Source organism: Streptomyces sp. NPDC005483 (assembly GCF_040606035.1).
GTDB lineage: Bacteria > Actinomycetota > Actinomycetes > Streptomycetales > Streptomycetaceae > Streptomyces.
The window spans coordinates 172,295-199,222 of the sequence record NZ_JBEXEA010000001.1 but is presented as its reverse complement, the minus strand read 5'-3'; the positions used below and the strand labels follow the sequence as shown (position 1 = coordinate 199,222).

At 70.6% G+C, this 26,928-nt stretch carries 25 protein-coding genes; 4 read left to right on the top strand and 21 right to left on the bottom strand.

Translation table 11 applies throughout. The annotated features are described in order from the left end of the window. Window positions 1-71: 71 nt before the first annotated feature. From ABZT06_RS00885 to ABZT06_RS00800, 18 genes are all read right to left on the bottom strand, one after another. Complete coding sequence (locus ABZT06_RS00885; protein WP_355732828.1) at window positions 72-1,457, bottom strand: aspartate aminotransferase family protein; 1,386 nt, start codon at window positions 1,455-1,457, stop codon at window positions 72-74. After that, window positions 1,454-3,355: a 1-deoxy-D-xylulose-5-phosphate synthase gene (gene dxs / locus ABZT06_RS00880; RefSeq protein ID WP_355732825.1), complete on the bottom strand. Its 1,902-nt coding sequence runs from the start codon at window positions 3,353-3,355 to the stop codon at window positions 1,454-1,456. The genes ABZT06_RS00885 and dxs overlap by 4 nt, the downstream gene beginning before the upstream one ends. A 27-nt stretch (window positions 3,356-3,382) precedes the next feature. Next, on the bottom strand, window positions 3,383-4,540 hold the full coding sequence (ispG, locus tag ABZT06_RS00875) for a flavodoxin-dependent (E)-4-hydroxy-3-methylbut-2-enyl-diphosphate synthase (RefSeq protein ID WP_355732822.1): 1,158 nt from the start codon (window positions 4,538-4,540) through the stop codon (window positions 3,383-3,385). A gap of 4 nt (window positions 4,541-4,544) precedes the next feature. Further along, window positions 4,545-5,567, bottom strand: coding sequence for an adenosyl-hopene transferase HpnH (hpnH, locus tag ABZT06_RS00870; protein ID WP_355732819.1), 1,023 nt, complete (start codon window positions 5,565-5,567; stop codon window positions 4,545-4,547). A 5-nt stretch (window positions 5,568-5,572) separates the two neighbouring features. Beyond that, window positions 5,573-6,214 (bottom strand): 1-hydroxy-2-methyl-2-butenyl 4-diphosphate reductase, encoded by a 642-nt coding sequence (locus ABZT06_RS00865; RefSeq protein ID WP_355732816.1) that lies wholly within the window; start codon window positions 6,212-6,214, stop codon window positions 5,573-5,575. Continuing rightward, complete coding sequence (gene shc / locus ABZT06_RS00860) at window positions 6,214-8,205, bottom strand: squalene--hopene cyclase (RefSeq protein ID WP_355732813.1); 1,992 nt, start codon at window positions 8,203-8,205, stop codon at window positions 6,214-6,216. The genes ABZT06_RS00865 and shc overlap by 1 nt, the downstream gene beginning before the upstream one ends. Before the next feature lie 121 nt (window positions 8,206-8,326). Further along, on the bottom strand, window positions 8,327-9,391 hold the full coding sequence (locus ABZT06_RS00855) for a polyprenyl synthetase family protein (protein WP_355734055.1): 1,065 nt from the start codon (window positions 9,389-9,391) through the stop codon (window positions 8,327-8,329). Between the two features lie 71 nt (window positions 9,392-9,462). After that, window positions 9,463-10,857, bottom strand: coding sequence for a hydroxysqualene dehydroxylase HpnE (gene hpnE / locus ABZT06_RS00850; protein ID WP_355732809.1), 1,395 nt, complete (start codon window positions 10,855-10,857; stop codon window positions 9,463-9,465). Further along, window positions 10,854-11,003, bottom strand: a complete 150-nt coding sequence (locus tag ABZT06_RS00845) for a DUF6380 family protein (RefSeq protein ID WP_355732807.1) — start codon at window positions 11,001-11,003, stop codon at window positions 10,854-10,856. Before ABZT06_RS00845 ends, hpnE begins: the two co-directional genes overlap by 4 nt. Next, window positions 11,003-11,953 carry a presqualene diphosphate synthase HpnD gene (gene hpnD / locus ABZT06_RS00840; RefSeq protein ID WP_355732804.1) on the bottom strand — a complete coding sequence of 317 codons (951 nt, stop codon included), beginning with the start codon at window positions 11,951-11,953 and terminating at the stop codon, window positions 11,003-11,005. The genes ABZT06_RS00845 and hpnD overlap by 1 nt, the downstream gene beginning before the upstream one ends. Continuing rightward, a complete protein-coding gene (hpnC, locus tag ABZT06_RS00835) occupies window positions 11,950-12,852 on the bottom strand; it encodes a squalene synthase HpnC (RefSeq protein ID WP_355732801.1) in 903 nt (300 codons plus the stop codon). The genes hpnD and hpnC overlap by 4 nt, the downstream gene beginning before the upstream one ends. Window positions 12,853-13,239: 387 nt before the next feature. Further along, window positions 13,240-14,028: an ABC transporter ATP-binding protein gene (locus tag ABZT06_RS00830; RefSeq protein WP_355732798.1), complete on the bottom strand. Its 789-nt coding sequence runs from the start codon at window positions 14,026-14,028 to the stop codon at window positions 13,240-13,242. Then, complete coding sequence (locus ABZT06_RS00825) at window positions 14,021-14,950, bottom strand: ABC transporter permease (protein ID WP_355732796.1); 930 nt, start codon at window positions 14,948-14,950, stop codon at window positions 14,021-14,023. Before ABZT06_RS00825 ends, ABZT06_RS00830 begins: the two co-directional genes overlap by 8 nt. A 104-nt stretch (window positions 14,951-15,054) precedes the next feature. Then, window positions 15,055-15,927 carry a glycosyltransferase gene (locus ABZT06_RS00820; RefSeq protein ID WP_355734053.1) on the bottom strand — a complete coding sequence of 291 codons (873 nt, stop codon included), beginning with the start codon at window positions 15,925-15,927 and terminating at the stop codon, window positions 15,055-15,057. Between the two features lie 8 nt (window positions 15,928-15,935). Then, the gene (locus ABZT06_RS00815) at window positions 15,936-16,715 is read right to left on the bottom strand and encodes a CDP-alcohol phosphatidyltransferase family protein (RefSeq protein WP_355732793.1); all 780 of its coding nucleotides are present in this window, start codon (window positions 16,713-16,715) and stop codon (window positions 15,936-15,938) included. Then, window positions 16,693-17,754, bottom strand: a complete 1,062-nt coding sequence (locus ABZT06_RS00810) for an iron-containing alcohol dehydrogenase family protein (RefSeq protein WP_355732791.1) — start codon at window positions 17,752-17,754, stop codon at window positions 16,693-16,695. The genes ABZT06_RS00815 and ABZT06_RS00810 overlap by 23 nt, the downstream gene beginning before the upstream one ends. Next, a complete protein-coding gene (locus ABZT06_RS00805) occupies window positions 17,742-18,494 on the bottom strand; it encodes a phosphocholine cytidylyltransferase family protein (RefSeq protein WP_355732789.1) in 753 nt (250 codons plus the stop codon). Before ABZT06_RS00805 ends, ABZT06_RS00810 begins: the two co-directional genes overlap by 13 nt. Continuing rightward, on the bottom strand, window positions 18,491-20,329 hold the full coding sequence (locus ABZT06_RS00800) for a DUF5941 domain-containing protein (protein WP_355732787.1): 1,839 nt from the start codon (window positions 20,327-20,329) through the stop codon (window positions 18,491-18,493). Before ABZT06_RS00800 ends, ABZT06_RS00805 begins: the two co-directional genes overlap by 4 nt. A gap of 580 nt (window positions 20,330-20,909) precedes the next feature. On the opposite strand from ABZT06_RS00800, the gene galE reads away from it, so the two are divergent. From galE to idi, 3 genes are all read left to right on the top strand, one after another. Beyond that, window positions 20,910-21,878 (top strand): UDP-glucose 4-epimerase GalE, encoded by a 969-nt coding sequence (gene galE, locus ABZT06_RS00795; protein ID WP_355732784.1) that lies wholly within the window; start codon window positions 20,910-20,912, stop codon window positions 21,876-21,878. Between the two features lie 150 nt (window positions 21,879-22,028). After that, complete coding sequence (locus tag ABZT06_RS00790; protein ID WP_355732781.1) at window positions 22,029-22,970, top strand: cation diffusion facilitator family transporter; 942 nt, start codon at window positions 22,029-22,031, stop codon at window positions 22,968-22,970. Between the two features lie 223 nt (window positions 22,971-23,193). Beyond that, complete coding sequence (idi, locus tag ABZT06_RS00785) at window positions 23,194-23,787, top strand: isopentenyl-diphosphate Delta-isomerase (protein WP_355732778.1); 594 nt, start codon at window positions 23,194-23,196, stop codon at window positions 23,785-23,787. 15 nt (window positions 23,788-23,802) lie between these two features. Here idi and ABZT06_RS00780 read toward each other — a convergent pair whose 3' ends face one another. Further along, complete coding sequence (locus ABZT06_RS00780; RefSeq protein ID WP_355734050.1) at window positions 23,803-24,327, bottom strand: ATP-binding protein; 525 nt, start codon at window positions 24,325-24,327, stop codon at window positions 23,803-23,805. 229 nt (window positions 24,328-24,556) lie between these two features. Here ABZT06_RS00780 and ABZT06_RS00775 point away from each other — a divergent pair, with 229 nt between their 5' ends. Next, a complete protein-coding gene (locus ABZT06_RS00775) occupies window positions 24,557-25,321 on the top strand; it encodes an enoyl-CoA hydratase/isomerase family protein (RefSeq protein WP_355732775.1) in 765 nt (254 codons plus the stop codon). Here ABZT06_RS00775 and ABZT06_RS00770 read toward each other — a convergent pair. After that, a complete protein-coding gene (locus ABZT06_RS00770; RefSeq protein WP_355732772.1) occupies window positions 25,293-25,943 on the bottom strand; it encodes a DJ-1/PfpI family protein in 651 nt (216 codons plus the stop codon). The two genes, ABZT06_RS00775 and ABZT06_RS00770, sit on opposite strands and share 29 nt — an antisense overlap. Window positions 25,944-25,954: 11 nt before the next feature. After that, window positions 25,955-26,914 carry a GlxA family transcriptional regulator gene (locus tag ABZT06_RS00765; protein ID WP_355732769.1) on the bottom strand — a complete coding sequence of 320 codons (960 nt, stop codon included), beginning with the start codon at window positions 26,912-26,914 and terminating at the stop codon, window positions 25,955-25,957. Window positions 26,915-26,928 lie beyond the last annotated feature (14 nt).

Sequence of the window (26,928 nt, the reverse complement as noted above, 5' to 3'; positions counted from 1 at the left end):
TCCATTGAGCCGGAGACTTGCCTCTGCGGCAAATTTCTTGCCTCAGAGGCAAAGATACCCGGAGAGGGACGTCACCGGTTGGCCACCGCCTGCTTGACCAGCGTCTTGCCGAAGTCCCACATCAGGCCGCCGCCGTTGTGCGCGTCGTCCATGACCTCGGTGAAGGCGTCGACGAACCGGTCCACCTCCTTCTCCCCGACGACCAGCGGCGGGATGAGCTTGATGACCTCCAGGTGGTCGCCGGAGACCTGAGTGAGGATCCGGTGCCGCTGGAGGAGGGGGACGACGACCATCTGCGCGAACAGCCCCTTGCGCGCGGCCTGGAGCATGGTCCAGCGGCTGCGCAGCTTCAGCGACTTCGGCCTGCCGAACTCGATGCCGATCATCAGGCCGCGCCCCCGGACGTCGGCGAGCAGCTCGTACTTGTCGATCAGTGCCGCGAGCCGGGACCTGAGCAGTTCGCCGGTGGCGCGGGCGTTCGCGACGATCTGCTCGTTCTCCATGACCGACAGGACGGCGAGGCCGGCCGCCATCGCCTGGGCGTTGGAGCCGAAGCTCGCCGAGTGCACCAGCACCCGGTCCATCGACGAGTAGACCTTCTTGAAGATCCAGTCCTTGCCGAGGGTGGCGCCTACCGGGACATAGCCACCGGAGAGCGCCTTGGCCACGCACACCAGGTCGGGCTCGACCCCGTCGTCGTGCTGGTAGGCGTAGAAGTCCCCGGTCCGGCCGAGCCCGGTCTGCACCTCGTCGGCGATGAGCAGCGCCTTGTGCTTGCGCAGCAGCTCCTGCGCCGACCGAAGGTACCCTGGCGGCGCCTCGTGCACCCCCTTGCCCTGGATCGGCTCGACGACCAGGGCGGCGACGTCGCCCTTCTTCAGCTCCCGGGCCAGGGCGTCGAGATCGCCGAGGGGTACGGCGGTGTCGGGCAGCAGGGGCGCGAACCCGTCCCGGAAGCCGGACTCGCCGTTGACCGAGAGGGAGCCCGTGGTCAGCCCGTGGAAGGCATGGTCGCAGTACAGGACGCGGGGTTTCCCGGTCGCGTACCGGGCGAACTTCAGCGCGGTCTCCACCGCCTCGGTGCCGCTGTTGCCGAAGAACACCCGGTCCAGGTGCGGGCTGTGGGTGAGCAGCCTCTCCGCCAGCAGGCCGGGCAGCGGCTGGCAGTCGAAGCGGGTGAGGTCGGCGAGGCCGGCGTCGAGGACGTCGTGCAGCGCCTTGCGGACGACGGGGTGGTGGCGGCCCAGGCCCATCACCCCGAACCCGGCGAGCATGTCCAGGTAGTCGTTGCCGTCCGCGTCCCAGAAGTAGGCGCCCTCGCCTCGCTCGTAGACCTTGTCGAAGCCGATGGTGTGCAGCATGCGCGGGAGCTGGTGGTTCAGGTACCTGCCGTGCAGCTCGTAGCGTTCGGCTCCGCGCTCGGCCAGGAGTCTGCCGAGGTCGAACTCCGTGCTCATTCAGCTGTCTCCTTGACTTTGGCCTGCGCCTTCACGGCCAGGCTCGCGCTGATCCGTCCGGCGACCTCGACCGGCGTGAGGCCGATGTCGGCCAGCACCTCCCCCCGCTTGGCATGTGCGAGGAACTGCTCCGGAATCCCGAACCGCCGTACGGGCACGTCGACTTCGGCGTCCCCGAGGGCCAGCTCGACCGCGGCCCCGACCCCGGCGGCCCGGCTGTTGTCCTCGACGACTGCGACCAGCCGGTGTTCCGCGGCGAGGCCGGGCAGCGCGGGATCGACGGGCTTGACCCAACGGGGGTCCACCACGGTGCAGTTGATGCCCCGCCCTTCCAGCAGCTCCGCGGCCTGGAGGCAGACGGGGGCCATCACACCGACGGCGACCAGGAGGACATCCGGCCCATCCACGGAACGGTGCAGGACGTCCAGGCCCCCCACCCGGTCGATCGCCGGAACCGCCGGCCCCACCGACTCCTTCGGGAACCGCACCAGCGTCGGCGCGTCGTCCACGGCGACCGCCTCCCGCAGCTGCGCCCGCAGCTGGTCGGCGTCGCGGGGCGCGGCGATCCGCAGTCCGGGCACGACCTGGAGGATCGACATGTCCCACATGCCGTTGTGGGAGGCCCCGTCCACACCCGTCACCCCGGCCCGGTCGAGGACGAACGTGACCCCGCACCGGTGCAGGGCGACATCCATCAGCAGCTGGTCGAAGGCCCGGTTCAGGAAGGTGGCGTACACGGCGACGACGGGGTGCAGCCCGCCCGTGGCGAGACCTGCCGCGGAGACCGCCGCGTGCTGCTCGGCGATGCCGACGTCCCACACCCGGTCCGGGAACCGCGCCGCGAACTTCCCGAGCCCAACCGGGTGCAGCATGGCCGCCGTGATCGCCACGACGTCCTCCCGTTCCTCCCCGATCGCGGCGATCTCGTCGCCGAACACCGAGGTCCAGGAGGGCCCGTTGGACGGGGCGAGCGACTCGCAGGTCAGGGGGTCCATCACTCCGACGGTGTGGAAGTGGTCCTCCTCGTGGGCGAGGGCGGGCTCGTAACCGCGCCCCTTCTCCGTGAGGCAGTGGACCAGCACCGGCCCGTGGAAGCGTTTCGCCCGCCGCAGCGCCGACTCGACGGCCCCGATGTCGTGTCCGTCGATCGGGCCGACGTACTTCAGCCCGAGGTCCTCGAACATGCCCTGCGGCGCGAAGGCGTCCTTGAAGCCCTTCTTCGCGCCGTGCAGGGACTCGTAGACGGTGTTGCCGACCAGGGGGGTCTTCAGCAGTACGTCCTTCCCCCAGGCCAGCACCTTCTCGTAGCCGTCGGTCGTGCGCAGGGTGGCCAGGTGGTTGGCGAGGCCGCCGATGGTCGGCGAGTAGGAGCGCTCGTTGTCGTTGACGACGATGATCAGCGGCCGGTCCTTGGCGGCCGCGATGTTGTTCAGCGCCTCCCAGGCCATCCCGCCGGTGAGCGCGCCGTCACCGATGACGGCGACCACGTGGCCCTTCTCGCCCTGCACCTGGCGGGCCTTGGCGAGGCCGTCGGCCCAGCCGAGCGCGGTGGAGGCGTGGCTGTTCTCGACGATGTCGTGCTCGGACTCCGCTCGCGAGGGATAGCCCGACAGGCCACCCTTGGAACGCAGCTTGGAAAAGTCCTGACGCCCCGTCAGAAGCTTGTGCACATAGCTCTGATGGCCGGTGTCCCACACGATGCGGTCGACCGGCGACTCGAAGACCCGGTGGAGTGCGATGGAGAGTTCCACCACCCCCAGGTTGGGCCCGAGGTGGCCACCGGTCCTGGCGACCGCGTGCACCAGGAACTCCCTGATCTCCTCGGACAGTTCACTGAGATCCGACTCGGACAGCGCCTTCAGGTCGCGTGGTCCCCGGATGTTCTCCAGCATCGTCACGCTCGGGCCCCCTTCGGTCCGTGCTGATCAACTCACGGTGACGGCCGGCTCCCCCGCCGCGACGCCGTCCTGCTCCATCTGTTCGGCGATCTTCATCGCCTCCTCGATGAGGGTCTCCACGATCTTCGACTCCGGGACGGTCTTGACGACCTCGCCCTTCACGAAGATCTGCCCCTTGCCGTTGCCGGAGGCGACCCCCAGGTCCGCCTCCCGCGCCTCGCCGGGGCCGTTGACCACACACCCCATCACCGCGACCCGCAAAGGCACCTCCATGCCTTCGAGACCCGCCGTGACCTCGTCGGCCAGCTTGTACACGTCCACCTGCGCGCGCCCGCAGGACGGGCACGAGACGATCTCCAGCCGGCGTTGCCGCAGGTTGAGCGCCTGGAGGATCTGGATGCCGACCTTGACCTCCTCGACGGGCGGGGCGGACAGCGACACCCGGATGGTGTCGCCGATCCCCCTCGACAGCAGCGCCCCGAAGGCCACCGCCGACTTGATCGTCCCCTGGAAGGCGGGCCCGGCCTCCGTGACCCCCAGGTGCAGCGGGTAGTCGCAACTCTCGGCGAGCTGCTGGTAGGCGGCCACCATCACGACGGGGTCGTTGTGCTTGACGGAGATCTTGATGTCCCGGAAGCCGTGCTCCTCGAACAGCGACGCCTCCCACAGCGCCGATTCGACCAGCGCCTCCGGAGTCGCCCTGCCGTACTTCTGGAGCAGCCGCTTGTCGAGCGACCCGGCGTTGACCCCGATCCGGATCGGCGTGCCGTGGTCCTTCGCGGCCCGCGCGATCTCCTTGACCTTGTCGTCGAACTGCTTGATGTTGCCGGGATTGACGCGTACGGCCGCACAGCCCGCCTCGATCGCCGCGAACACGTACTTGGGCTGGAAGTGGATGTCCGCGATCACCGGGATCTGCGACTTGCGCGCGATGGTCGCCAGGGCGTCCGCGTCGTCCTGCGTGGGGCAGGCGACGCGGACGATCTGGCAGCCGGACGCGGTGAGTTCGGCGATCTGCTGGAGGGTGGCGCCGATGTCGGAGGTACGGGTCGTCGTCATCGACTGCACCGACACCGGGGCCCCGCCCCCGACCGCCACCGGTCCGACGTGGATCTGCCGCGACAGGCGCCGCTCGGCGATCGGCCGGACCGGTACCTCGGGGACACCCAAGGAGATGGCGGTCATGGCGCTACTCGCGGTTTCCGCTGACGGTCTCGCGCATGGCCCGCAGGGACTCCTTGAGGGAGCCCATGGTGGCGAGGACGGCGGTCGGTTCGTAGCCGCAGTGCGCCATGCAGTTGGCGCAGCGCGGGTCCTTGCCGCGGCCGTACTTGTCCCAGTCGGTCTCCTCGATGAGTTCGCGGTACGTCGGAACGTACCCGTCGCTCATCAGGTAGCAGGGGCGCTGCCAGCCGAAGAGGGAGTAGTTCGGGATCGCCCAGGCCGTGCACGGGAAGTCGACCTTGCCCTCCAGGAAGTCCAGGAAGAGCGGGGAGTGGTTAAGCCGCCACTTCTTGCGGTTGCCCCCCGCGAAGGCCTTCTTGAACAGTTCACGGGTCTGCTCCACGCCCAGGAAGTGCTCCTGGTCGGGCGCCTTCTCGTAGGCGTAGGCGGGCGAGATCATCATCTCGTCGACCTTGAGGTCGTCGTTGAGGAAGTTGAGCACTTCGATGATGGTCTGCGGGGTGTCGGTGTTGAAGAAGGTCGAGTTGGTGGTGACCCGGAAGCCACGCCGCTTGGCCTCCTTGATGGCCTCCACGGCCTCGTCGAACACGCCCTCCTTCGCAACGGACTCGTCGTGCCGCTCACGCAGCCCGTCGATGTGCACCGCGAACGCGAAATAGGGAGAGGGCGTGAACTTGTCCATCTTCTTGCGCAGCAGCATGGCGTTGGTGCAGAGGAAGACGTACTTCTTCTTCGCCACCAACTGCCGCACGATCTCATCGATCTGAGGATGCATCAGCGGCTCTCCGCCGGCGATGGACACCATCGGCGCACCGGACTCGAGCACCGCCCCGACGGCCTGCGCCACCGGCATGCGCTGCTTCAGCACGCCCGCCGGATGCTGGATCTTGCCGCAGCCCTCGCATTTGAGGTTGCACGCGAAGAGGGGCTCCAGCTCCACGATCAACGGGAACTTCTCCCGCTTGCGGAGCTTCTGTTCGGCCAAGTATGTAGCGACCTTGATGGACTGACGCAGCGGCATGGCCATCGGGCTCACCTCCTGGGGAGCAGCAAGGAACGGTGCCATTCATAGAAAGCGGGAAGGACGGAACGAAGAACGCGGAAGGCTGATATTCCACCGCGTACCGTGCCGATCCGGACGAGTTCATGTTGTGGAGCGTCCACGACCACCCGGACGGCCGCAACGGGGCGCTCGCCCGCGCGCACGGCGCTCAGGAGCGTGGCCGCGGACTCCATGTCGACCGCGATCGCGCCGGTCGCGAGCAGCTCGGACCGCTCGTGACCGCGGACGACGTGATCGGAGCCGGTGAGGGGCCCGGTGTGCACCGTACGTCCCGGTAGCGCCCGAACGAGCTCCTTGACGAGGAGGTCGGTCTCCACACAGGGAACGGTTCCCTCCGGATCCCGGGTCTCCTCGGCGACGACCAGGTCGCCGGGGTGCATCCCGGGAGCGAGCCCGGCGCAGAAACCGGTGGCCAGCACGGCAGCACCGGCGAGGGCGGGGTCGGCCAGGCGCCGGGTGACGGACCGTTCCGCCGCCTTGGGGCCCATGCCCGTCCTGAGCAGGCTGACCGGCCCGCCGGCGCCGCCGCGCTCGCCCGTGCGCAGGGCGAGGTGCTCGATGCCGAGAGCGCAGGCGATCAGCAGCGGGGCGGTGGCGGGCTGGGTGCTCATCAGATCGCCTCGGTCCGGGAGAACGGTTCTCCGTGGACGTAACGGCCCAGGGCGGTGAGCGGGAAGACCTGCCGGTAGAGGTGGTAGTTGATGGAGAAGTCCCAGGGGAAGCCGGTGCCGGTGAAGTAGGGCTCGTCCCAGGAGCCGTCCTCGCGCTGGGTGGTCGCGAGCCACTCGATGCCGCGCTCGACGGCCTTGGAGTCCTTCTCCCCCGCGGCCAGCAGCGCCATCAGCGCCCAGGCCGTCTGGGAGGCGGTGGAGGCGCCGCGGCCGCTCCACTCCTTGACGTACTTGTAGGAGCGCAGGTCCTCGCCCCAGCCACCGTCGTCGTTCTGCACCTTTTCCAGCCAGGCCACCGCCCGCCGGATAGCCGGGTGCGAGGCGGGCAGTCCGGCGGCCGTGAGCGCGGGCACCACCGACCCGGTGCCGTAGATGTAGTTGACGCCCCAGCGCCCGAACCACGAGCCGTCCGGCTCCTGTTCGGCGAGCAGCCACTCGATGCCGCGCCGGGTGCGCGGGTCGTGGGAGAGCCCCTCGATCGCGAGCATCTCCACCACGTGTGCGGTGACGTCGGCGGACGGCGGGTCGATGACCTCGCCGAAGTCGCAGAACGGCAGCCGGTTGGGGAACGGGCTGGTGTTGTCGACGTCGAAGGCGCCCCAGGCCCCGTTCTTCGACTGCATCCCGAGGTTCCAGCGCACCCCGCGCCCGATGGCCTTCTCGACCCGCTCCGGGTCGTGGTGCCGGACCCGGCGCAGGGCGAGGACGACCTCGGCGGTGTCGTCGATGTCGGGGTAGTTGTCGTTGTGGAACTCGAACGCCCAGCCGCCCGGCGGAAGTTGGGGCCGCTTCACCGCCCAGTCCCCGGGCCGCACGATCTCCTCGCCGAGCATCCAGTCCGCGGCCCTGACGAGCTGCGGGTGGTCGGCGGGCACGCCCGCGTCGGCGAGCGCGATGGTGGCGAGGCAGGTGTCCCAGACCGGCGACTGGCAGGCCTCGATCATCCTCGACCCGTCCTCGCGCCAGATGGCGAACCGGTCCAGCGACTCCAGGCCGGCCCGGATGACCGGGTGCTGGAGGTCGTAGCCGAGCAGGTGCAGAGCGATCACCGAGTACACGGCCGGGGGCTGGATGCCGCCCCAGCAGCCGTCGTTCTCCTGCCGCTCGATGATCCAGCGGGCCGCGCTGTTCATCGCCGCTCTGCGGAGTCTGCGGGGAGCGACCTTGCGCAGCTGGTGCAGCGCCTTGTCGAGACGCTGGAAGGCACCGTCCCAACTCGCCACCGGGGCGAGGGGTTTGGCCGGGTTCGGATCGGCCGGGTCGATGTGCAGCTCGTCGAGCGGGAAGGGCGCGGGCCGGACCGGACGCAGCGCGGAGACCACCGTCAGCGGGACGATGGTCTGGCGGGCCCAGCACCCGAAGTCGTAGATGTTGAGCGGGACCCACTTGGGGAAGTAGATGAGCTCCGGCGGGAGTTCGGGCAGGTCCTCCCACTTCCACCAGCCGAACAGGGCGAGCCAGATGCGGGTGAACACCCGGGCGGCGGCGATACCGCCCTGGGCGCGGATCCAGGCGGAGGCCTTCGCCATGTGCGGGGCGTCGGGCGCGTCGCCGTCCAGACGGAGCGCGACGTACGCCTCGACGGTGGTGGAGAGTTCGCCGGGCCCGCCGTAGAAACTGGCCCAGGTGCCGTCCTCGCGCTGCTCGCCGCGGATGAACTTGGCGGCGGCCCGGGTCGTCGACTCGTCGCGGATGCCCAGGAACTGACGGAGCAGCAGATCCTCGGCGTCCATCGTGACGTTGGTCTCGAGGTCGCCCTTCCACCAGCCTTCGGCGTCCTGCCGGGCGAGCAGGTGCTCGGTGGCGCGCTGGACGGCACGCACGGCGGCTTCTTGTATCCCGGCCGCGACAGGGGTGTCGAGGTGGGTTTCGCTGGCCGCGGCAGCGCGGGGCGGCAGAGCCCCGGTGCTTCCGTCGGTCGTCGCTGTCATGGCTTCCCCTTCGTGCAGTGTGCAATGTGGTGCTCTGCTGTGGGTCCGCCGTCGGCCGGTGCCTTTCCTTTCCTCGCAGCACCGGCCGGCGACTACGCGAGGGCTATTCGACCGATAGTGATCATCTCTTTCGTACGACGACGAAGTCGGCCAGCGCCGCGAACCGGTCCCGCACCCGGTCGGGCATGTCGATGGCGTTCAGGGCCTCGATCGCGACGGTGTGCTGACGGCGGGCCTCCGCGGCCGTCCACTCACGGCCTCCGGCCTCCTCGATCAGGGCGGCGCGGGCCGCGAACTCCTCCTCGGAGAAGTTCTCGAAGTCGCTGCTCTTGGCGTCCGCGGCAAGGATCTCGCCGAGCCGCTCGGAGGCGGGTCCGCCCGCCGCGAGCGCGGCCACGACCGGCAGGGACTTCTTGCGCTGGCGCAGGTCGCTCCAGGTCTGCTTGCCGGTGGAGACCGGGTCGCCCCAGATGCCGAGGAGGTCGTCGACGGCCTGGAAGGCGAGGCCGAGGTGGTAGCCGTACTTCTCCAGGGTGTCGGCGGTGCGGTCGTCCGCGCCGCCGAGCACCGCGCCGATGGAGGAGGCGCAGGCGAGCAGGGCGCCGGTCTTGTTGCCCTCCATCTCCAGGCACTCCTCGACGCTGACGCGGTCGCGGTGCTCGTAGGAGATGTCCTGCGCCTGGCCGTCGATCAGAGCGCGGGTGGCGGTGGTCAGTCGGCGGGTGGCGCGGCCGGCCTCGACGGTGCCGAGCTCCAGAAGGACCTCGTTGGCCAGGGCGAACAGGGCGTCGCCGACGAGGATGGCCTGGGCGGGGCCGTGCACCTTCCACACGGTGTCGCGGTGGCGGCGCTGCTCGTCGCCGTCCATCAGGTCGTCGTGCAGCAGGGAGAAGTTGTGGACCAGTTCGACCGCGACCGCGCCGGGGATGCCGGTCTCGGGCGCGGCGCCGGTGACCTCGGCCGACAGGACGGCGAGCGCGGGGCGCACGGCCTTGCCGCCGTCCCCGTCGGCGGGGTTGCCCTGGGCGTCGATCCAGCCGAAGTGATAGGCGGAAACGGTGTCCATCGGCGACGCGAGGCGGTCGACGGCCGCCTTCAGCACCGGAGTGGCCAGGGTCCGGCCGCGCTCCAGGAGCGCGGTCACGTCCACCGCGGACCTCGCAGCGGCCGTCTCGGCCGGGGGCACAGTGGGCACAGTCTCTCCTCTTGTTGCGGTACCGGAGGTGCTGGGGCCGGATACGCCGTGCTGGTCGAGCATCACGCGGCCTCCTCGAACTCGAAGAGACGGGCGGGGCGGGGCCGGCCCAGGGCGGCGAGGGCGGCGTCCGCCGCACTCACACCACTGCGGACCGCACTCTCCATGGTCGCGGGCCACCCTGTGGCGGTCCACGCGCCGGCCAGGTAGAGGCCGGGGGCTTTCGTACGGGCGCCGGGCCGCAGCCGTCCGACGCCGGGGGTCGGAGCGAACGTCGCCGTGCGCTCCCTGGTCACGAAGAAGTCCTTCACCTCGGCGCCGCGCGCGAGCGGCAGCAGCCGCTCCAGCTCGGGCAGATAGCGCTCGCGCAGTGCGGCCACCAGCTCGTCGATCTCGTCGTGCGCGGCCGACTGGGACAGGGCGAGGTACTGGCCCTCGCGCAGCCCGGAGGCGTCGGTGCGGTCGAAGACCCACTGCACCGGGGTGCCGAGGGCCGCGAAGAACGGCTTGTCGAGGACCTTGCGGTCGTAGACGACATGCACGTTGAGGATCGGCGCGGTGCCGATCTCCCGGAGATTTTCCGGGGCGTCCAGCGCGCCCTCCGGCAGCAGGTCACACGCCTCGCCCTGGGCGACGGCGAGCACGACCGCGTCGGCCCGGAGCGTCTCGCCGGGAACCTGAACGCTCCAAGTGCCGTTCTCGTCAGTAGAGATGGAGGTGACGCGTGTACGGACCTCGGTACGCACGCCCGCGGAGTCGAGCGCCTTGCGGGCGAGTCGGTCATGCAGTTCACCCAGCGGGACGTGCGCCCAGCCGATGTCGGCCGCGCCCGGGTCGGACAGCAGACCGGTCTTGAACACCATCGCGGCGAGCCCCAGCGAGGCGTCGCCCGCGACCGCGTTGAGGGTGGCGACCCCGACCAGGTCCCACAGGGCCTCGACGGCACGCGCCGACTGACCGTGCGCGGTCAGCCAGCTGCCGAAGTCCTGTGCGTCCAGGCTCGGATCGGCGAGGTCGAGACCCTTGAGCGCGAGCGCGGCACGCCCGACCCCGGCCCGCTCGGCGAGCGAGAGGTGCGGGTACGTGGCGAGGCTGCGCCCCAGATGCAGGGGGACCGGCAGCGCGTCGCGCCGCAGTCTGCCGAGCCGTCGGCCCTCGGGCCGGGCCACGTCGAGTACGGGCACGTCGAGACGATCCTGCAGCGGCGCCAGCGCCGACCCCTCGATGCGGTCGAGGAACCAGCGGTAGGCAGTGCAGCAGCGCAGGTAGACATGCTGTCCGTTGTCGACGGTCAGTTCGCCGCGCTGGAAGGAGAAGGCGAGTCCACCCAGACGTGGCCTGCCTTCGAGCAGGGCCACGCGTACCCCGGCGTCGGCGAGCGCGAGCGCGGCGGTGATGCCGGCGAGCCCACCGCCGATCACGACGGCGTCCCGTCCGGACTGCTGGCCGTCGGTCATCGCACACCCTCCCCTGCCCGGACGCCGTGGTGCTCGAACGGCGCACGGCCGGCCGTTGCAGTCAGGGACGCCGTCCCTGAGCGGAGGGTTGCGTGCCGTTTTTCTCCGGCGACATCACCTTGGACCGAATTGTCCACCTCATCCATCAAGCGCGCCTCCTGACGGTCCGCCGCGTCACATGCCGGGTGTCGAGGCCGGACAGGCCGCGGACGGCGACGTACGCCTTCTCGCGGCCGGGCAGCGAGACCCGGCCGCGCAGCACCGCCTCGGGGTCCCGCTCGATGCGGTCGAGCAGCCGGCGATAGATGCCGGCCATGGCGGCGACACAGGCGCCGCTGCGCCGGTCGAGCATGGGGAGCAGCCGGTAGCCCTCGGCGAAAAGGGCGCGGGCCCGTCGCACTTCGAAGTGCACGAGGCCCGCGAAATCGGCGCCCTCCGGTGATTTCGGCCCCTTGAAGCCGGCCGAGCAGCCGAACTTCGCGAGGTCGTCGGCGGGCAGGTAGGTGCGCCCGTCCTCGGCGTCCTCACGGACGTCTCTGAGAATGTTGGTGAGCTGGAGCGCAAGCCCGAGCGTGTCGGCATACTCCGGCGCGCGTTCGGCAGCGCGCGCCCCCGGTTCGGTGCCGAACACGCCGAGTGAGAGCCGTCCGATGGCGCCCGCCACACAGCGGCAGTAGACCTTCAGGTCGTCCCAGGTCTCGTAGGTCTCGCCACGTACGTCCATCAGGACGCCGTCGATCAGCTCGTCCAGGCCGTCGAGCGGGATCGGGAAGGTCTCGGCGGCATGAGCGAGGGCGACCGCCACCGGATCGGTGTCGTCCTCGTCGACCGCACCCTCACGCACCCGGGTCAGCATCGCCCGGGTGTCCTCGAGCCTCGCGGCCTTGACGTCGCCCGCCAGCGCGCCGTCGCCGATGTCGTCGACGCGCCGTGAGAACGCGTAGAGCGCCGACATCGCACGCCGCTTGGACGTCGGCAGCAGCCTGATGCCGTACGCGAAGTTACGGGCCTGCTGCCCGGTCACGGTCTCGCAGTAGCTGTAGGCGGCGAGTACCGGTGCGGACGCGTGCGGTGCTGACTCCACGGTCCGGATCACCCCTCTCCTCGCAGAGTGACGCCCACCTCGCGCAGCAGCTGGAGCTTGCCGGGCTTGGGCGGGCCGGGAAGTACGTCGTGTTCGGCGGCGGCGATCGCACGGAGCGCCGCCCTTCCCCCCGCCACGAACCCTGCGAGCAGCAGCTTCAGTCTGCCGTGGACGCTACCCACCAGGGGGGCGCCTTCATTCAGGAGTTCGCGGGCGCGTTGCGCTTCGTATGCAACCAGAGCGCGCACCGATGCGCTCGCGGTTTTCGTGGCGAGATCCGCCTCCTGGACATGGAAGCGCTTCATGTCCTCCGCGGGCAGATAGATCCGGTCACGTCCGAGGTCCTCGGCGACGTCCTGGAGATGCTCGACGATCTGGAGGGCCGTGCAGATCGCGTCCGAGAGGCGGATCCGCTCAGGGGTCGAGGTGCCGGTGACGGCGAGCACGAGACGGCCGACGGGATTGGCGGACAGCTCGCAGTAGGCGAGCAGGTCGTCGTAGGTCTCGTAGCGGGTGACGAGCTGGTCCTGGCGGTTGGCGGCGATCAGGCCCAGGAAGGGCTCGGGGGTGAGGAAGCGGCGGCGCACGGTGGGCTGGAGGCGGCGCAGCAGCGGATGGCGGGGCTCTCCGGAGAAGACGCGGTTCAGGTCGGCCTCGAAGGCGTCCAGCAGGACCAGCCGGTCTCCGGCCTCCTCGGGCGAGACACCGAGCAGCCTCGCGTCGGCGCCGCCGGGGGCGAGATCGCCGTCGCCGATGTCGTCGACGAGGCGCGCGAAGCCGTAGACCGCCATGAGGTCGGTGCGCCAGTCCCTGGGCAGGAAGAACGGAGCCACGGGGAAGTTCTCCGCCGCGGCCTTGTCGAGCGTTGCGCGCTCCGTCACTCCGGGGCGCGTCGTGCCGGTCTCCGTCATCGCGGCCTGCCCAGGGCGGGGACGGCACGTGCTGCGTTGAGCTGGGGAGTTTCCGTAGCCATCGCCGTCACATCTCCCGTTCTACACCGCCGACCCAATACACACTATTTCGGACACGCCGCCCAGCCGTCCGCGCGGCGCCCCAGTGATCGGGTGTCGCGCATTATCGCCCCACTTGCTGCGATTCGGCACCGGTACAGCTTACGTTGTACAACGCGGCAAGGATCGTCGGGGTGTCCTGCACATCACAACAACACACCGATTGGCCCCAAGATTCCTAAGGGGCGGCGAAGTTGACGTTTCCTTTGCAGACGCGGGGCCCCGCCGGAACAGTTCCGGCGGGGCCCGGTCAAGTGGGGCGGTGTCGTTCGTCCGGGGCGGGGTGGACTACTTGCCCGTGAACTTCTCGTACTCCTTGATGACCTCGTCGGTCGGGCCGTCCATGCGCAGCTCGCCGCGCTCCAGCCACAGGACCCGGTCGCAGGTGTCACGGATCGACTTGTTGTTGTGACTGACGAGAAACACCGTGCCGGCCTCCTTGCGCAGTTCGCGGATGCGTTCCTCGGAACGCTTCTGGAACTTGCGGTCACCGGTGGCCAGCGCCTCGTCGATCATGAGGACGTCGTGGTCCTTGGCGGCCGCGATGGAGAAGCGCAGCCGGGCCGCCATGCCGGAGGAGTAGGTGCGCATCGGAAGGGTGATGAAGTCGCCCTTCTCGTTGATCCCGGAGAAGTCGACGATCTCCTGGTAGCGCTCCTTGATCTGCTCCCGGGACATGCCCATGGCGAGCCCGCCGAGGATGACGTTGCGTTCGCCGGTCAGGTCGTTCATCAGCGCCGCGTTGACGCCGAGCAGGGAGGGCTGGCCGTGGGTGTAGACCTTGCCGCTCTCGGCGGGCAGCAGGCCGGCGATGGCGCGCAGGAGGGTCGACTTGCCGGAGCCGTTGGAGCCGATCAGGCCGATCGCCTCGCCCTTGTAGGCGACGAAGGAGACGCCCTTGACGGCATGTACCTTGCGTACACCGCGCGCGGCGTCGTCGGAACCTCGCTTGAGAATGCGGCTCAGCGCGGCGGTCGCGCTGCCCTTGCCGGTCTTGGCGCCGTTGACGCGGTAGACGATGTGCAGCTCGTCCGCGATGACCGTGGGGGTCTGCTCGTCCCTGGTGTCCTCAGCCACGGCCGTACCTTTCCTCCGCCTTCCAGAAGTACACGAAGCCGCCGAGCGCGAAGAGCGCGGCCCAGCCGCCGGCGGCCGCCCAGACGTGGTCGGGCAGGTTCTCGGCGCCGTAGTCCTCGATCAGGGCGAAGCGCATCAGGTCCATGTAGATGGCCGCCGGGTTCCACTGGAGCACCGTCGCGAGCCACTGCGGCTTGTCGGCCAGCATGATCGGGATCGAGAACATCACGCCGGACGCGTACATCCACGTACGCATCACGAACGGCATGAGCTGCGCCAGGTCGGGGGTCTTGGCTCCCGCGCGGGCCATGATCAGCGCCAGACCGGTGTTGAACAGGAACTGCAGGATCAGCACCGGGACGATGAGCGCCCAGGACAGGTCCGGGTACTGGCCGAAACCGATGGCCACGGCGAACAGCACGACCATCGAGAACAGCAGCTGCTGGAGCTGCTGGAGCGCGAAGGAGATCGGCAGGGAGGCCCGCGGGAAGTGCAGCGCGCGGACCAGGCCGAGGTTGCCGGAGATGGCGCGTACGCCCGCCATGACGGAACTCTGCGTGAAGGTGAAGACGAAGACACCCGTCACCAGGAACGGGATGTACACGTCCTTCGACATGCCCCGGCCGGCGTCCAGGATGATGCCGAAGATGAAGAAGTAGACGCCCGCGTTGAGCAGCGGCGTCGCCACCTGCCACAGCTGGCCGAGCTTGGCCTGGCTGTACTGGGCGGTCAGCTTCGCCCGCGAGAACGCGAGGATGAAGTGGCGCCGGTCCCAGAGCTGGCGGACGTACTCGACGAGTGAGGGCCGGGCGCCGCTCACGGTCAGGCCGTGCCGGCCGGCGAGCTGTGCCGCCGTGAGGCCCTCGTCGGGCGACGCGGGCGCGCTCAGCGCGACCGTGCCGTCGTGCGTTGTCTCACTCACTGATGGATAGCTTTCCTCTTCGGGATGCCTCGGGATGCGCGGCCTGTCGGCATGGCATGAGCGCGGGGCCGTGGTGCGGCCGGCCGCTCTCGGGAACGAGCTTGTCAGATGACGGGGGGCCGGCCCAGTCGGGTCAAGCGCCACACGGTACGCCACTTCATCGGCCGGCGCGGACCGCACGGCGTGCTCCAACCTTCCCGGAAGCCGCCGAACCATGCTTTCAGGGCGGGCCGCGAGGGGCGGCGCAGGAGCGTGAGCAGCAGCCAGACGCCGAGGTAGACCGGGACGAGGAGCGCGGGCAGGTTGCGGCGGGCGAGCCAGACCCGGTTGCGGGCGACCATGCGGTGGTAGACCGCGTGCCGCGAGGGCGCGGTCGTCGGGTGGTACAGCACCATGTCGGACCGGTAGTCGATCATCCAGCCCGCGTCGAGAGCCCGCCATGCCAGGTCGGTTTCCTCGTGGGCGTAGAAGAACTCGTCCGGGAGGCCGCCGACTTCGGCGAAGACCTGGGTGCGTACGGCGTTGGCGCCACCGAGGAAGGTGGTGACCCGGGAGGAGCGCATCGGGTCGGCGGCCCGCAGCCGGGGCACGTGCCGGCGCTGGGTGACCCCGGTCTCGGGGTCGGCGATGCGGAAGCTGACGATGCCGAGCTTCGGGTCGGCCGTGAAGGCCTGGCGGCACAGTTCGGCGGTGTCGTGGTTCGGAAGGAGACCGTCGTCGTCCAGGAAAAGCAATATGTCGACGTCGCGGCCACCGGCACCGAAAGCCTCGATGCCGACGTTGCGGCCGCCGGGGATGCCGAGGTTCTCGGGCAGTTCGATGGTGCGGACACCGTCGGGGACGTCCGGGACGGGCGAGCCGTTGCCGACGACGACCACCTCGACCGGGTCGCCGTCCTGCTTGGCCACCGAGTCGAGCAGCGCCCGCAGCTCCTCGGGGCGGTTGCCCATGGTGATGATGACCGCGCCGACCTTCATGCCGGTGCTCACTTCAGCCTGCTGGAGGCGAGGATCGACACGAGGTGCAGCAGGGTCTGGAGCAGGGCGATACCGGCCATCACCGCCACGCCGAGCCGCGAGAAGAACAGGTCGTCGCGCATCTGGTCCACGACCGCGAGGACCAGGATCACCAGGGACGCCTCGATTCCGAGGATCAGCCGGTGGAACTTGAACGCGGCGGCGGCCCGGCGGGCCAGCGCCATGCCGGAGGAGCGCATCTCGGCGGCCGCCTCCTGCACGGGCGGCTTGCCGGCCTGGTGCCGGGCGACACCCACCAGGTCGGTCTCGGCCTTGATCAGGATCGCGCCGAGGGCGGCCAGGGTGCCGAGGAAGGCCCACAGCCAGTCGATACGGCCGGTGCCGAACAGGTCGGCGGCGCGCAGACCGAAGCCGACCAGCACGGCCGCGTCGGTCAGGTAGGCGCCCACGCGGTCCAGGTAGACACCGTTGAGCGAGTACTGCTTCTTCCAGCGCGCGATCTCGCCGTCGACGCAGTCGAGCAGCAGGTACATCTGGACGCACACCACGCCGAGCACGGCTCCCGGGATGCCCGGCACCAGGAGGGCCGGGGCCGCGAGGACGCCGAAGACGGTCATCAGGTACGTGAGCTGGTTGGGCGTGACCCTGGTGTTCACCAGGTAGCGGTCCACCCGCAGGGACACCTCACGCATGTAGAGGCGCCCCATCCAGTGCTCACCGCTGCGCCGGTCCTTGACCCCTGCGGGGTGGACGACCGGACGGAGTTCAGCTACCGATGGCCTTGACATAGTCGGTGTAGATGTCCTTGATCTGGTCGGTCTTGAGGTCGAGGTGTTCGAGGATGGTGTAGCGGCCGGGGCGGGTCTGCGGAGCGAACTCCACGGCGCGGACGAACTCCGCGGGCGTGAAGCCGATCTCCTCCGGCAGCACCGGCAGTCCGTGCCGGCGCAGCACCCCGGCCATGTACGCCGATTCCTCGTGGGCTCCGCGCAGGTACATCGCGAAGGCAGCGCCCAGGCCGCACTGCTCGCCGTGGGCGGCGGCACGCTTTGGGTAGAGCAGGTCGAACGCGTGGTTGATCTCGTGGCACGAGCCGGAGGCGGGCCGGGAGTCGCCGGAGATCGACATCGCGACCCCGGTGAGGACCAGGGCCTCGGCGAGCACCTGGAGGAAGTCGTTGTCGCCGACGCCGCCCGGGTGCCGGAGCACGGCCTCGCCGGCCTGGCGGGCCATGGCGGCCGCGAGTCCGTCGATCTTCTCGCCCTTGACGCGGCTCGCGAGCTCCCAGTCGGCGATCGCGTTGATGTTGGAGATCGCGTCGCCGATGCCCGCGCGCACGAAGCGCACCGGGGCCTCGCGGATGACGTCCAGGTCGATGACGGCCGCGATCGGGTTGGGCACGCCGTACGACCCGCGGCCCGCGTCGTTGTCGAGGGTCGCGACGGGCGAGCACAGGCCGTCGTGCGCGAGGTTCGTCGGTACGGCGACCAGGGGCAGGCCGACGCGCGCCGCGGCGAACTTGGCGCAGTCGATGATCTTGCCGCCGCCGAGTCCGACGACCGCGTCGTAGTGGCCGGCCTTCATGTCGCCGGCCAGCCGGATCGCGTCGTCGAGGGTGCCGCCGCCGACCTCGTACCAGGTGGCCCCCGGCAGCGAGGGCTCAAGGCGCTCGCGCAGCCGCGCACCCGAGCCGCCGCTGACCGCGATGGCCAGCTTGCCGGAGTGCGAGATCCGCTCGTCGGCGAGCACGCAGGCCAGGTCCTCGAGGGCACCCGGGCGGATGTCCACGACGACCGGCGAGGGAATCAGCCTTGTCAGTACCGGCACGCGATCTCCCGTCCACGGGCGAGGTCGTCGTGGTTGTCGATCTCCACCCACGGAACGTCGCCGATCGGCGCGACGTCGATGCGGAAGCCGCGGTTCACGAGCTCCTGGTAGCCGTGCTCGTAGAACTGCTGCGGGTCGGTCTCCCAGACCGTCTTCAGGGCGTCGGCCAGCTCGGGGGCGGCGTCGCCCTCGATGAGGGTGACCCCGATGTACTCGCCGGTGGCCTCGGCCGGGTCCATCAGCTTGGTGATCTTCGTCATGCCCCGCTCGGGGTCGACGACGACCTTCATCTCCTCGTCGGCGAGGTTCTTCACCGTGTCCAGGGCGAGGATGATGCGACGGCCCTCACCGCGGGCGGCGAGCAGCGTCTTCTCGACGGAGACCGGGTGCACGGTGTCGCCGTTGGCGAGGATCACACCGTCCTTGAGGGCGTCACGGCCGCACCACAGGGAGTAGGCGTTGTTCCACTCCTCGGCCTTGTCGTTGTCGATGAGGGTGAGCTTGAGGCCGTACTTCTGCTCCAGGGCGGCCTTGCGCTCGTAGACGGCCTCCTTGCGGTAGCCGACGATGACCGCGACCTCGGTCAGACCGATCTCGGCGAAGTTGCCGAGGGTGAGGTCGAGAACCGTCGGTTCGCCCTCCATGCCCGCGGGGCCCACCGGCACCAGAGCCTTGGGAAGGCTGTCGGTGTAGGGGCGCAGACGCCGGCCGGCACCGGCCGCCAGCACGAGGCCGATCATGCGGGTTCTCCTTCGTCGTGTACGGCGGGCGCCCCAGCGGACACCCAGAAACGGATGCTCTCGACGACCACCACCAGGGCCACGGCCACGGCCAGGGCCGTGAGCGCGACCGTGAACTGCTCAGCGGTGAGCGCGGCGGCCAGGACGGTGACGAGCAGCGTCCGTCCCTCGTGTCCCCCGACAGCGCGCACCAGCCAGGCCGGCGGCGCTCCGGCGTTGCCGCGGATGCGGTACACCGTGTCGTAGTGATGGTAGGCGACTGCCCCCACCAGGCCGAAAGCCGCAGGAAGGGCCCCGTTCACGTCGGCTTTGGCCGCGAGGACGAGGACGGTGCAGTATTCGGCGGCGCGGAAGAGCGGGGGGATGAGCCAGTCGAGGGCGCCCTTGAGAGGGCGGTACAGGGCCTGACCGGCGGCGACCGCGTAGACAAAGGCACCGGCGACGGGCGCCCAGGTCACGCCCGAGAACAGGGCTACGGTCAGGATCGCGACGCCGGCCACCGCCGCCGGGAGCGGGCCTCCCAGAGGGGCGCGGGCGGGCTTCGCCAGGAGTCCGGCCAGCGGTCCGTTGTCCGCGAGGTCCGCCAGTGCCTGCGCCGCCCGGTCCGTGCGCTGTGCCTTGCGGGTCAGCGAGCGCAGCACCCGGCCCGCCGTGGTGTACGTCGCCGCGAAGGCGCACCCGGCGAGAAGGACGTAGAAGGTGATCCGCGGGGTCGTGACCGCCGTGAGCACCGCGATCATCGCCCAGCGCTCACCGATGGGCAGGACGATCATCCGCCGCACCCACACCGTCCAGCCGACACTGTCGAGCTTGTCCGAAAGGGCCGCCGTGGGGCTGGTGTTGGCGGTGGCGTCGTGGTTGGCCTCGTTGAAGGAGAAGTCGACGACGTGCCGGCAGGTCTGGAGGATCATCGCGCCCAGCGCCAGAGCCCAGACGTCGTCGCCGCCGCGGGCCGCGCCGAGGGCGAGGCCGGCGTAGTAGGCGTACTCCTTGGCCCGGTCGAAGGTGGCGTCGAGCCAGGCGCCGAGCGTGGAGTACTGCAGGGAGTAGCGGGCCAGCTGGCCGTCGGTGCAGTCCAGGACGAAGGACGCTATGAGGAGGACGCCCGCGGCGATGAAGCCGCCGCGGGTACCCGTGGCCGCGCAGGCCGCCGCGATGAGCGCGGTGATCAGGGAGGCCGTGGTGACCTGGTTCGGGGTCAGACCGCGGCGGGCGCACCAGCGGGCGATGTAGCGGGAGTAGGGGCTGATGAAGTGGGTGGTGAAGAAGCCGTCGCGGGACTTCACCGCGGACTTCAGGCGTACGGCCTCGTCGTCGACGTCCGCTACGGCCTGCCGTGCCTCGTTGCGGGCCTGGGGGTCGGCGGGGACGGCGGCGACCAGGCTGCCGAGCTCGGGGCGGTGGACATCGGCGCCGTCGTCGGCCAGCGCGGTGACGACGCGGTCGGGGAGGCTGTCGACTTCCCCCACGCTCAACGCCGATCGCACCGAATTCGTTCGCGCGGGGGCACCCCCATCGGCCGTGCCGCCGCCCGCGGAGTTCTCGCGGGCCAGCGCCCTGGTGAGCGTCGCCCGGCCGTCGGGCTGTGCGGTGACGGCGCCGGGCAGCGCGGCCAGCGAGAAGCGGGGGTCCGTGAGGCCCAGGCGCAGCGCGTGGACGTGGCCGACGAACCGGGCGTCGACGAGCGCGACGCGCTGGTCACCGGGTGCCTCGGCGACCAGCCGCTCGGCGTCGGCGGCGTCCACGGCGGCCCGTACCTCGAAGCCGAGGGACCGCAGATCACCCTCGATCGACGATCCGGGGACCGGCTGACCGGTGAGGATGGCGGTCGACAACCGAACTCACTCCCTGGGTGCCGACGCGCGGGCGCCGGTCATGTGCACGATGGGGGCGCCCCTTGGCTGCACCAGGCGGGCGGCATGTCGGCAGAGGCTATCGGATGCCAAGAAGGCTGCGTTCACCGCCCGTTAACGGACCGATCAACAGCGCCTCCCCCGGCCTTTGCCGCGATCATCATCGGTGATCCGGGGCCCCGCCCACAAACCGCGCCCCGCAGAGCGGACATCCAGGACATCGTGCGGCCCGTACTCGCCGCCGTCGTCCAGACTGAGGACCGGCCGCCGCTGCACACGACGCTGCTTGCCCGGATGTGTTCGCCCCTGGACGTGTGCGCCGACTGGGGCGCCGCCCTGTCCGGACGGCTCCACGGCACGGAGCGGCGACACACATCCTCACTGATCGTCCGCCCGGCCGGCCTCGTCACCGACGGGGCCGGCGCTCCCGGCCTGCGGACACCGCGTGAAGCCTGCATGCAACCGGGCATCCGCGTGCGGTACGCGCAGCGTGTGCGGCCGACGGACCGCCAAGCTGTGGAGCGCACACTGGAGCCAGAGCGTCGGCATAGGGTGGACGACCATGACGTGGCTGATCACCGGCGGTGCCGGGTACATAGGGGCGCATGTGGCGCGGGCCATGACGGGGGCCGGGGAACGGGTGCTCGTCCTGGACGACCTCTCGGCAGGCGTGCCCGCGCGGCTTCCCGCCGAGGTGCCGCTGGTGCGGGGTTCCTCGCTGGACGGCGGCCTGCTGAAGCGGGTGCTGGCCGAGCACGCGGTCACGGGTGTGGTGCATCTCGCGGCGCGCAAGCAGGTCGCCGAGTCGGTGGCGCAGCCGACCCGCTACTACCAGGAGAACGTCGGAGGGCTCGCGACCCTGCTGGAGGCGGTCGCGGCAGCCGGGATCGAACGCTTCCTCTTCTCCTCGTCCGCGGCCGTCTACGGCAACCCCGATGTGGGACTGATCACGGAGGAGACGCCCTGCGCCCCCGTGAACCCCTACGGCGAGACCAAGCTCGCCGGGGAGTGGCTGGTGCGAGCGGCCGGACAGGCACACGGGATCTCCACGGTCTGCCTGCGTTATTTCAACGTCGCCGGGGCCGCGGCGCCGGAGCTCGCGGACACCGGTGTCTTCAACATCGTGCCCATGGTCTTCGACCGGCTCACCCGCGACGAGGCCCCACGGATCTTCGGCGACGACTATCCGACGCCGGACGGCACCTGTGTCCGTGACTACATCCATGTGTCCGACCTGGCCGAGGCACACCTCGCGGCGGCCCGGCGGCTGTCCGAGGACGGACAGCGCGGTGACCTGACGGTCAACATCGGTCGCGGCGAGGGCGTGTCCGTGCGCGAGATGGTGACGGTGATCGGCGAGGTGACCGGAGACCGACGGCCGGCGGTCGTGGAGCCCCGGCGTCCGGGAGACGCCCCGGTGTCGGTGGCCTCGGCCGCCCGGGCCGCCGAGACGCTCGGCTGGAGCGCGCGGCGTGGGGTACGCGAGATGATCGAGTCGGCCTGGCACGGCTGGCTGCTGCACCACGCCTGAGCTCGCCTGACCTGCGCTTCGTTTCCGCAGGTCAGGGCACATGACAACGGTGTTCAGTGCCGCGTTGCCGGATACCCCCCACCCGTAGTTCACTGTGATCCCGGGCGGGCTGTTCGGCTGTTCCGGGTCAATGCGTAGGAGGCGGCTTCCATGGGGGCAGGGCACGATCACGGGCACGCGCACTCGCATGCGCCGGCCGGCGGTACGGCGACCGCGGCGTACGTCGGCACGCTGCGGGTGGCGTTGTCGATCACGCTCACCGTCATGGTGGTCGAGATCGTCGGCGGCGTCGTCGCGGACTCCCTCGCCCTGGTCGCGGACGCGGCGCACATGGCGACGGACGCGCTGGGCCTCGGCATGGCCCTCCTCGCGATCCACTTCGCGAACCGCCCGCCGACCGGCAACCGGACCTTCGGGTACGCCCGCGCGGAGATCCTCGCGGCCCTCGCGAACTGTCTGCTGCTGCTCGGCGTCGGCGGCTACGTCCTGTACGAGGCGATCCAGCGGTTCGTCACGCCGGCCGACACCGAGGGCGGACTGACCATCGTGTTCGGTGCGATCGGCCTGGTCGCGAACATCATCTCGCTGACCCTGCTGATGCGCGGCCAGAAGGAGAGCCTGAACGTGCGCGGGGCCTTCCTGGAGGTCGCGGCGGACGCGCTCGGCTCGCTCGCGGTGATCATCTCGGCGACGGTGATCCTGACCACGGGCTGGCAGGCCGCCGACCCGATCGCCTCGCTCGTCATCGGCGTGATGATCGTGCCGCGCACCTTCAAGCTGCTGCGCGAGACGCTGGACGTCCTGCTGGAGTCGGCGCCCAAGGACGTCGACATGACGGAGGTGCGCACCCACATCCTGGCCCTGGACGGTGTGGAGGACGTCCACGACCTGCATGCCTGGACGATCACCTCGGGCATGCCGGTGCTGTCCGCCCACGTGGTGGTGCGCTCCGACGTCCTCAGCGCGATCGGCCACGAGAAGATGCTGCACGAGCTCCAGAACTGCCTCGGCGACCACTTCGACGTGGAGCACTGCACCTTCCAGCTGGAGCCGGGCGGGCACGCGGAGCACGAGGCGCATCTGTGCCACTGATCGCGTCCGTCCCACTGGTCGCTTCCGCGCCACTGACACACGTGTACGGTGCATGAAACGCCCGTTCTGACGGAATGCAGCGATCCGGCGCACCTTTGCGTCCTCCACCCCACAGCCCCGCCCCGAGCGGTTCCCCACCCGCCGCGCCGGGCACGATCAACTGCCGGGAGTGCCGGATCGGTGCGGCACACTTGGGGCGCGAAGACCGATGTGAAGGATGGGTATGCCGACCACACCTGCCACCACGACGCACACTCCGTCGAACGGCGCCGCGAACGCGATCCTGCTGGAACTGGTCGACGAGCACGGTGTGACGATCGGCACCGCGGAGAAGCTCGCCGCCCACCAGCCGCCGGGGCAGCTGCACCGCGCCTTCTCGGTGTTCCTCTTCGACGAGCGGGGCCGGCTGCTGCTCCAGCAGCGCGCGCTGGGCAAGTACCACTCCCCCGGCGTGTGGTCCAACACCTGCTGCGGTCACCCCTACCCCGGCGAGGCGCCCTTCGCGGCGGCGGCCCGGCGGACGTACGAGGAGCTGGGTGTCTCCCCGTCGCTGCTCGCCGAGGCGGGCACGGTGCGCTACAACCACCCGGACCCGGACTCGGGCCTGGTCGAGCAGGAGTACAACCACCTGTTCGTCGGCCTGGTGCAGTCCCCGCTCGGCCCGGACCCGGAGGAGGTCGCCACGACCGCCTTCGTGACCCCGGCCGAGCTGGCGGAGCGGCACGCGAAGGACACCTTCTCGTCGTGGTTCATGACGGTGCTGGACGCGGCCCGTCCCGCGGTCAGGGAGCTGACGGGTCCGTCCGCCGGCTGGTGAGCAGAGCTCGGGCCCTCAGGACGCGCGCACGGCCTTGAGCGGCAGGGCGGCCCAGATCACCTTGCCGCCGGCGGACGTGTGCTCGGCGTCGCAGACGCCGCCCGCCTCCCGGGTGATCTCGCGGACCAGGAGCAGTCCCCGCCCGCCCTCGCCGCTGTGGTCGGTCTCCAGGGCGGTCGGCCGGTAAGGGTGGTTGTCCTCCACGGACACCCGCACCCACTCCGCGCCCACGGCCACCTCCACGGCGAGCATCGGCGAGAGCAGGGCCGCGTGCCGGACGGCGTTCGTCACGAGCTCGGACACGATCAGCAGGAGGCCCTGGACGAGGTCGTCCGAGACGGGCACTCCCTGGCGGTACAGCAGGTCCCGTACGGCGTGTCGCGCCTGCGGGACCGACGCGTCGACGGCTTGGGCGGTGAACCGCCACACGCCCTCGTACGGCAGCGGGTCCGGTGTGCCAGGGTCGAGGGGGGCGGGTTCGAGGGGGTCCCCTCCGGTGTCCGTCGGGCGAGGGCCGGACCCGCGCCCATGGTCGTCCATTCTTCGGTCGCCACCCTTGCGCTCGATTGTCACCACGTGTCGAGTGTTGGCAGCGCGTCGCTCGACTCCGGATGCCTGAACAGAAGTCAGCGCATATCGAATCCCCCTGACCGATCCCGCGCAGAACTATTCGGTTCATGTCGATTTGACGGCGGCCTTCTGCTGTTCGGTGACCATACCGAGGATCTTGCGCGCAGCACGGTCGAGGCGTACGGCTAGCATCCGACGCATGGACCACTCCGAGCCGCAGCTGCTGCACACCGTCGTCGACTCGGTCGCCACCGTCGTGATCCACCATCCGGCCAAGCGCAACGCCATGACGGCCGCGATGTGGCGGGCACTGCCGCCGCTGCTGGACACGCTGGCCGCCGATCCCGGCGTACGGGTGCTCGTGCTGACCGGGGAGGGCGGGACGTTCTGCGCGGGCGCCGACATCTCCACTCTGCGGGGGTCGCCCGAGGAGGCTCAGGAGCTCGCGGTGCGGGCCGAGGAGGCCCTCGCCGCCTTTCCGAGGCCGACGCTGGCGGCGGTCCGGGGGCACTGTGTGGGCGGCGGGTCGCAGCTCGCGGCGGCGTGCGATCTGCGGTTCGCGGAGGAGGGCGCGCTGTTCGGGGTGACACCGGCGAAGCTCGGGATCGTGTATCCGGCGTCCTCGACCCGGCGGCTGGTGTCGCTGGTCGGCCCGGCCGCCGCCAAGTACCTGCTGTTCTCCGGCGAGTTGATCGACGCGGAGCGAGCACTGCGGACGGGCCTGGTCGACGAGGTGCTGCCCGAGGGCGAACTCGCCAAGCGGGTCGGGGAGTTCGCGCGGATCCTGGCGTCCCGTTCGCAGCTGACGCAGGCCGCGGCGAAGGAGTTCGCGAACGGCCGCACGGACCGTGACGCGTACTGGACAGGCCAGGCGCGGGGCAGCGGCGACACCGCGGAGGGTGTCGCCGCGTTCCTGGAGCGCCGTCAGCCGCGGTTCACGTGGCCGGTTCCTGGCCGAGGATGAACCGGCTGCCCGACCGGAGCACCTCGACGACCTCCGCGGGCGCCTTCTGCGGGGCTCCGGCGTCGTAGGGCGGTTGCGGGTCGTACTCGATGCCCAGTTGTACGGCCTGGGCCACGAAGTCGCCGGAGATCCTGCCGAGCAGGGCGAGTCCCATGTCGATGCCGGAGGAGACCCCGGCCGCGGTCACGTACTTGCCGTCCGTGACGACCCGCTCCCCCGTCGGCTCGGCCCCGAACCTCCTCAGTTCGTCGAGCGCCAGCCAGTGCGAGGTCGCGCGGCGCCCTTCCAGGAGGCCCGCGGCGGCGAGCAGCAGGGAGCCGGTGCACACCGACGTCGTCCAGGTGCTGGTGGCGTCGGCGGCGCGGATCCAGTCGAGAAGGGCCTTGTTCGTCATCTGCGGGGTCTGGCCCGGGCCGCCCGGGACGACCACGAGGTCGGGCTTCGGCACCTCGGTCAGGGTCCGGTCGGCGATCAGCGCCAGGTTCCCGCTGTCGGTGCGGACGGGGCCGCGCTCCTCGGCGACGAAGACGACCTCGGCGTCGGGAAGGCGGCCCAGGGTCTCGTACGGCCCTACGGCGTCCAGGGCGGTGAAGCGGTCGTAGAGGACGACGGCGATCTGCACAGGGAGTCCCTTCAGTGGGCGGGGGTCGGGTGGAAGCGGCGGCGGTACTCGGACGGGGCCGTGCCGAGGGCCTTGACGAAGGCGCGGCGCATGCCCTCCGGGGTGCCGTAGCCGCTGGCGCGGGAGATCTCCTCGACGCCGTCAGAGGTGTCCTCCAGGAGGCGGCGGGCGTGTTCCAGCCGGACCCGGTCGACGTACCGCCCCGGTGTCATACCGGTCTCGGCCTGGAAGGCCCGGGCGAAGTGGCGGGGCGAGAGACGGGCCCGGGCGGCGAGGGTCTCGACGCTCAGGTCGTCGGCGGGATGCTCGGTGATCCACTGCTGGACCTCGCGCAACGGCTCGCGCTGCGCGGTCTGGGCGGCGAGCTGGGCGCTGAACTGGGCCTGGTTGCCGGGCCGGCGCAGGAAGACGACCAGGTGGCGGGCGATGGCCAGGGCGGTGTCCCGGCCCAGGTCCTCCTCCACCAGGGCGAGCGCGAGGTCGATGCCCGAGGTGACGCCGGCGGACGTCGACACCGGCCCGTCGCGCACGTAGATCGGCTCGGGGTCCACCTCGACGGCCGGGTGGTCGCGGGCGAGCCTGTCGCAGTACGCCCAGTGCGTGGTGACCCGGCGACCGTCCAGGAGCCCCGCCTCGGCGAGCCGGATGGCGCCGGTGCACACCGACACCAGGCGCTCGGCCCGGGGCCCGTGCTCGCGCAGCCAGTCGGTGAGGCGGGCAGCGGGGCGCCGGGTGCCCCGGCCACCGGGCACGAGGAGGGTGTGTGGGGCATCGGCTTGCGCGAGGGTTTCGTCCGGTACGACGGTCAGGCCGCTGGAGGTGCGCACGGGAGCGCCGTCCAGCGAGGCCGTACGGATGCGGTAGGTGCCCGGGGTGTGCTGCTCGGCCCCGGCGAACACCTCCACGGGGCCGGTGACGTCGAGGCTCTGCACGCCGTCGAAGAGGACGAAGAGAACGGTTCGCTGCGCCATGTCCTCGATTCTTG

What these genes read in the sequence shown, in the direction of transcription:
- ABZT06_RS00885 (WP_355732828.1), bottom strand. Translation starts at nt 1,457, where the DNA reads ATGAGCACGGAGTTCGACCTCGGCAGACTCCTGGCCGAGCGCGGAGCC.
- ispG (WP_355732822.1), bottom strand. Translation starts at nt 4,540, where the DNA reads ATGACCGCCATCTCCTTGGGTGTCCCCGAGGTACCGGTCCGGCCGATC.
- hpnH (WP_355732819.1), bottom strand. Translation starts at nt 5,567, where the DNA reads ATGGCCATGCCGCTGCGTCAGTCCATCAAGGTCGCTACATACTTGGCC.
- ABZT06_RS00865 (WP_355732816.1), bottom strand. Translation starts at nt 6,214, where the DNA reads ATGAGCACCCAGCCCGCCACCGCCCCGCTGCTGATCGCCTGCGCTCTC.
- shc (WP_355732813.1), bottom strand. Translation starts at nt 8,205, where the DNA reads ATGACAGCGACGACCGACGGAAGCACCGGGGCTCTGCCGCCCCGCGCT.
- hpnE (WP_355732809.1), bottom strand. Translation starts at nt 10,857, where the DNA reads ATGACCGACGGCCAGCAGTCCGGACGGGACGCCGTCGTGATCGGCGGT.
- ABZT06_RS00845 (WP_355732807.1), bottom strand. Translation starts at nt 11,003, where the DNA reads ATGGATGAGGTGGACAATTCGGTCCAAGGTGATGTCGCCGGAGAAAAA.
- hpnC (WP_355732801.1), bottom strand. Translation starts at nt 12,852, where the DNA reads ATGACGGAGACCGGCACGACGCGCCCCGGAGTGACGGAGCGCGCAACG.
- ABZT06_RS00820 (WP_355734053.1), bottom strand. Translation starts at nt 15,927, where the DNA reads ATGAAGGTCGGCGCGGTCATCATCACCATGGGCAACCGCCCCGAGGAG.
- ABZT06_RS00815 (WP_355732793.1), bottom strand. Translation starts at nt 16,715, where the DNA reads ATGTCAAGGCCATCGGTAGCTGAACTCCGTCCGGTCGTCCACCCCGCA.
- ABZT06_RS00805 (WP_355732789.1), bottom strand. Translation starts at nt 18,494, where the DNA reads ATGATCGGCCTCGTGCTGGCGGCCGGTGCCGGCCGGCGTCTGCGCCCC.
- galE (WP_355732784.1), top strand. Translation starts at nt 20,910, where the DNA reads ATGACGTGGCTGATCACCGGCGGTGCCGGGTACATAGGGGCGCATGTG.
- ABZT06_RS00790 (WP_355732781.1), top strand. Translation starts at nt 22,029, where the DNA reads ATGGGGGCAGGGCACGATCACGGGCACGCGCACTCGCATGCGCCGGCC.
- idi (WP_355732778.1), top strand. Translation starts at nt 23,194, where the DNA reads ATGCCGACCACACCTGCCACCACGACGCACACTCCGTCGAACGGCGCC.
- ABZT06_RS00780 (WP_355734050.1), bottom strand. Translation starts at nt 24,327, where the DNA reads ATGGACGACCATGGGCGCGGGTCCGGCCCTCGCCCGACGGACACCGGA.
- ABZT06_RS00775 (WP_355732775.1), top strand. Translation starts at nt 24,557, where the DNA reads ATGGACCACTCCGAGCCGCAGCTGCTGCACACCGTCGTCGACTCGGTC.
- ABZT06_RS00765 (WP_355732769.1), bottom strand. Translation starts at nt 26,914, where the DNA reads ATGGCGCAGCGAACCGTTCTCTTCGTCCTCTTCGACGGCGTGCAGAGC.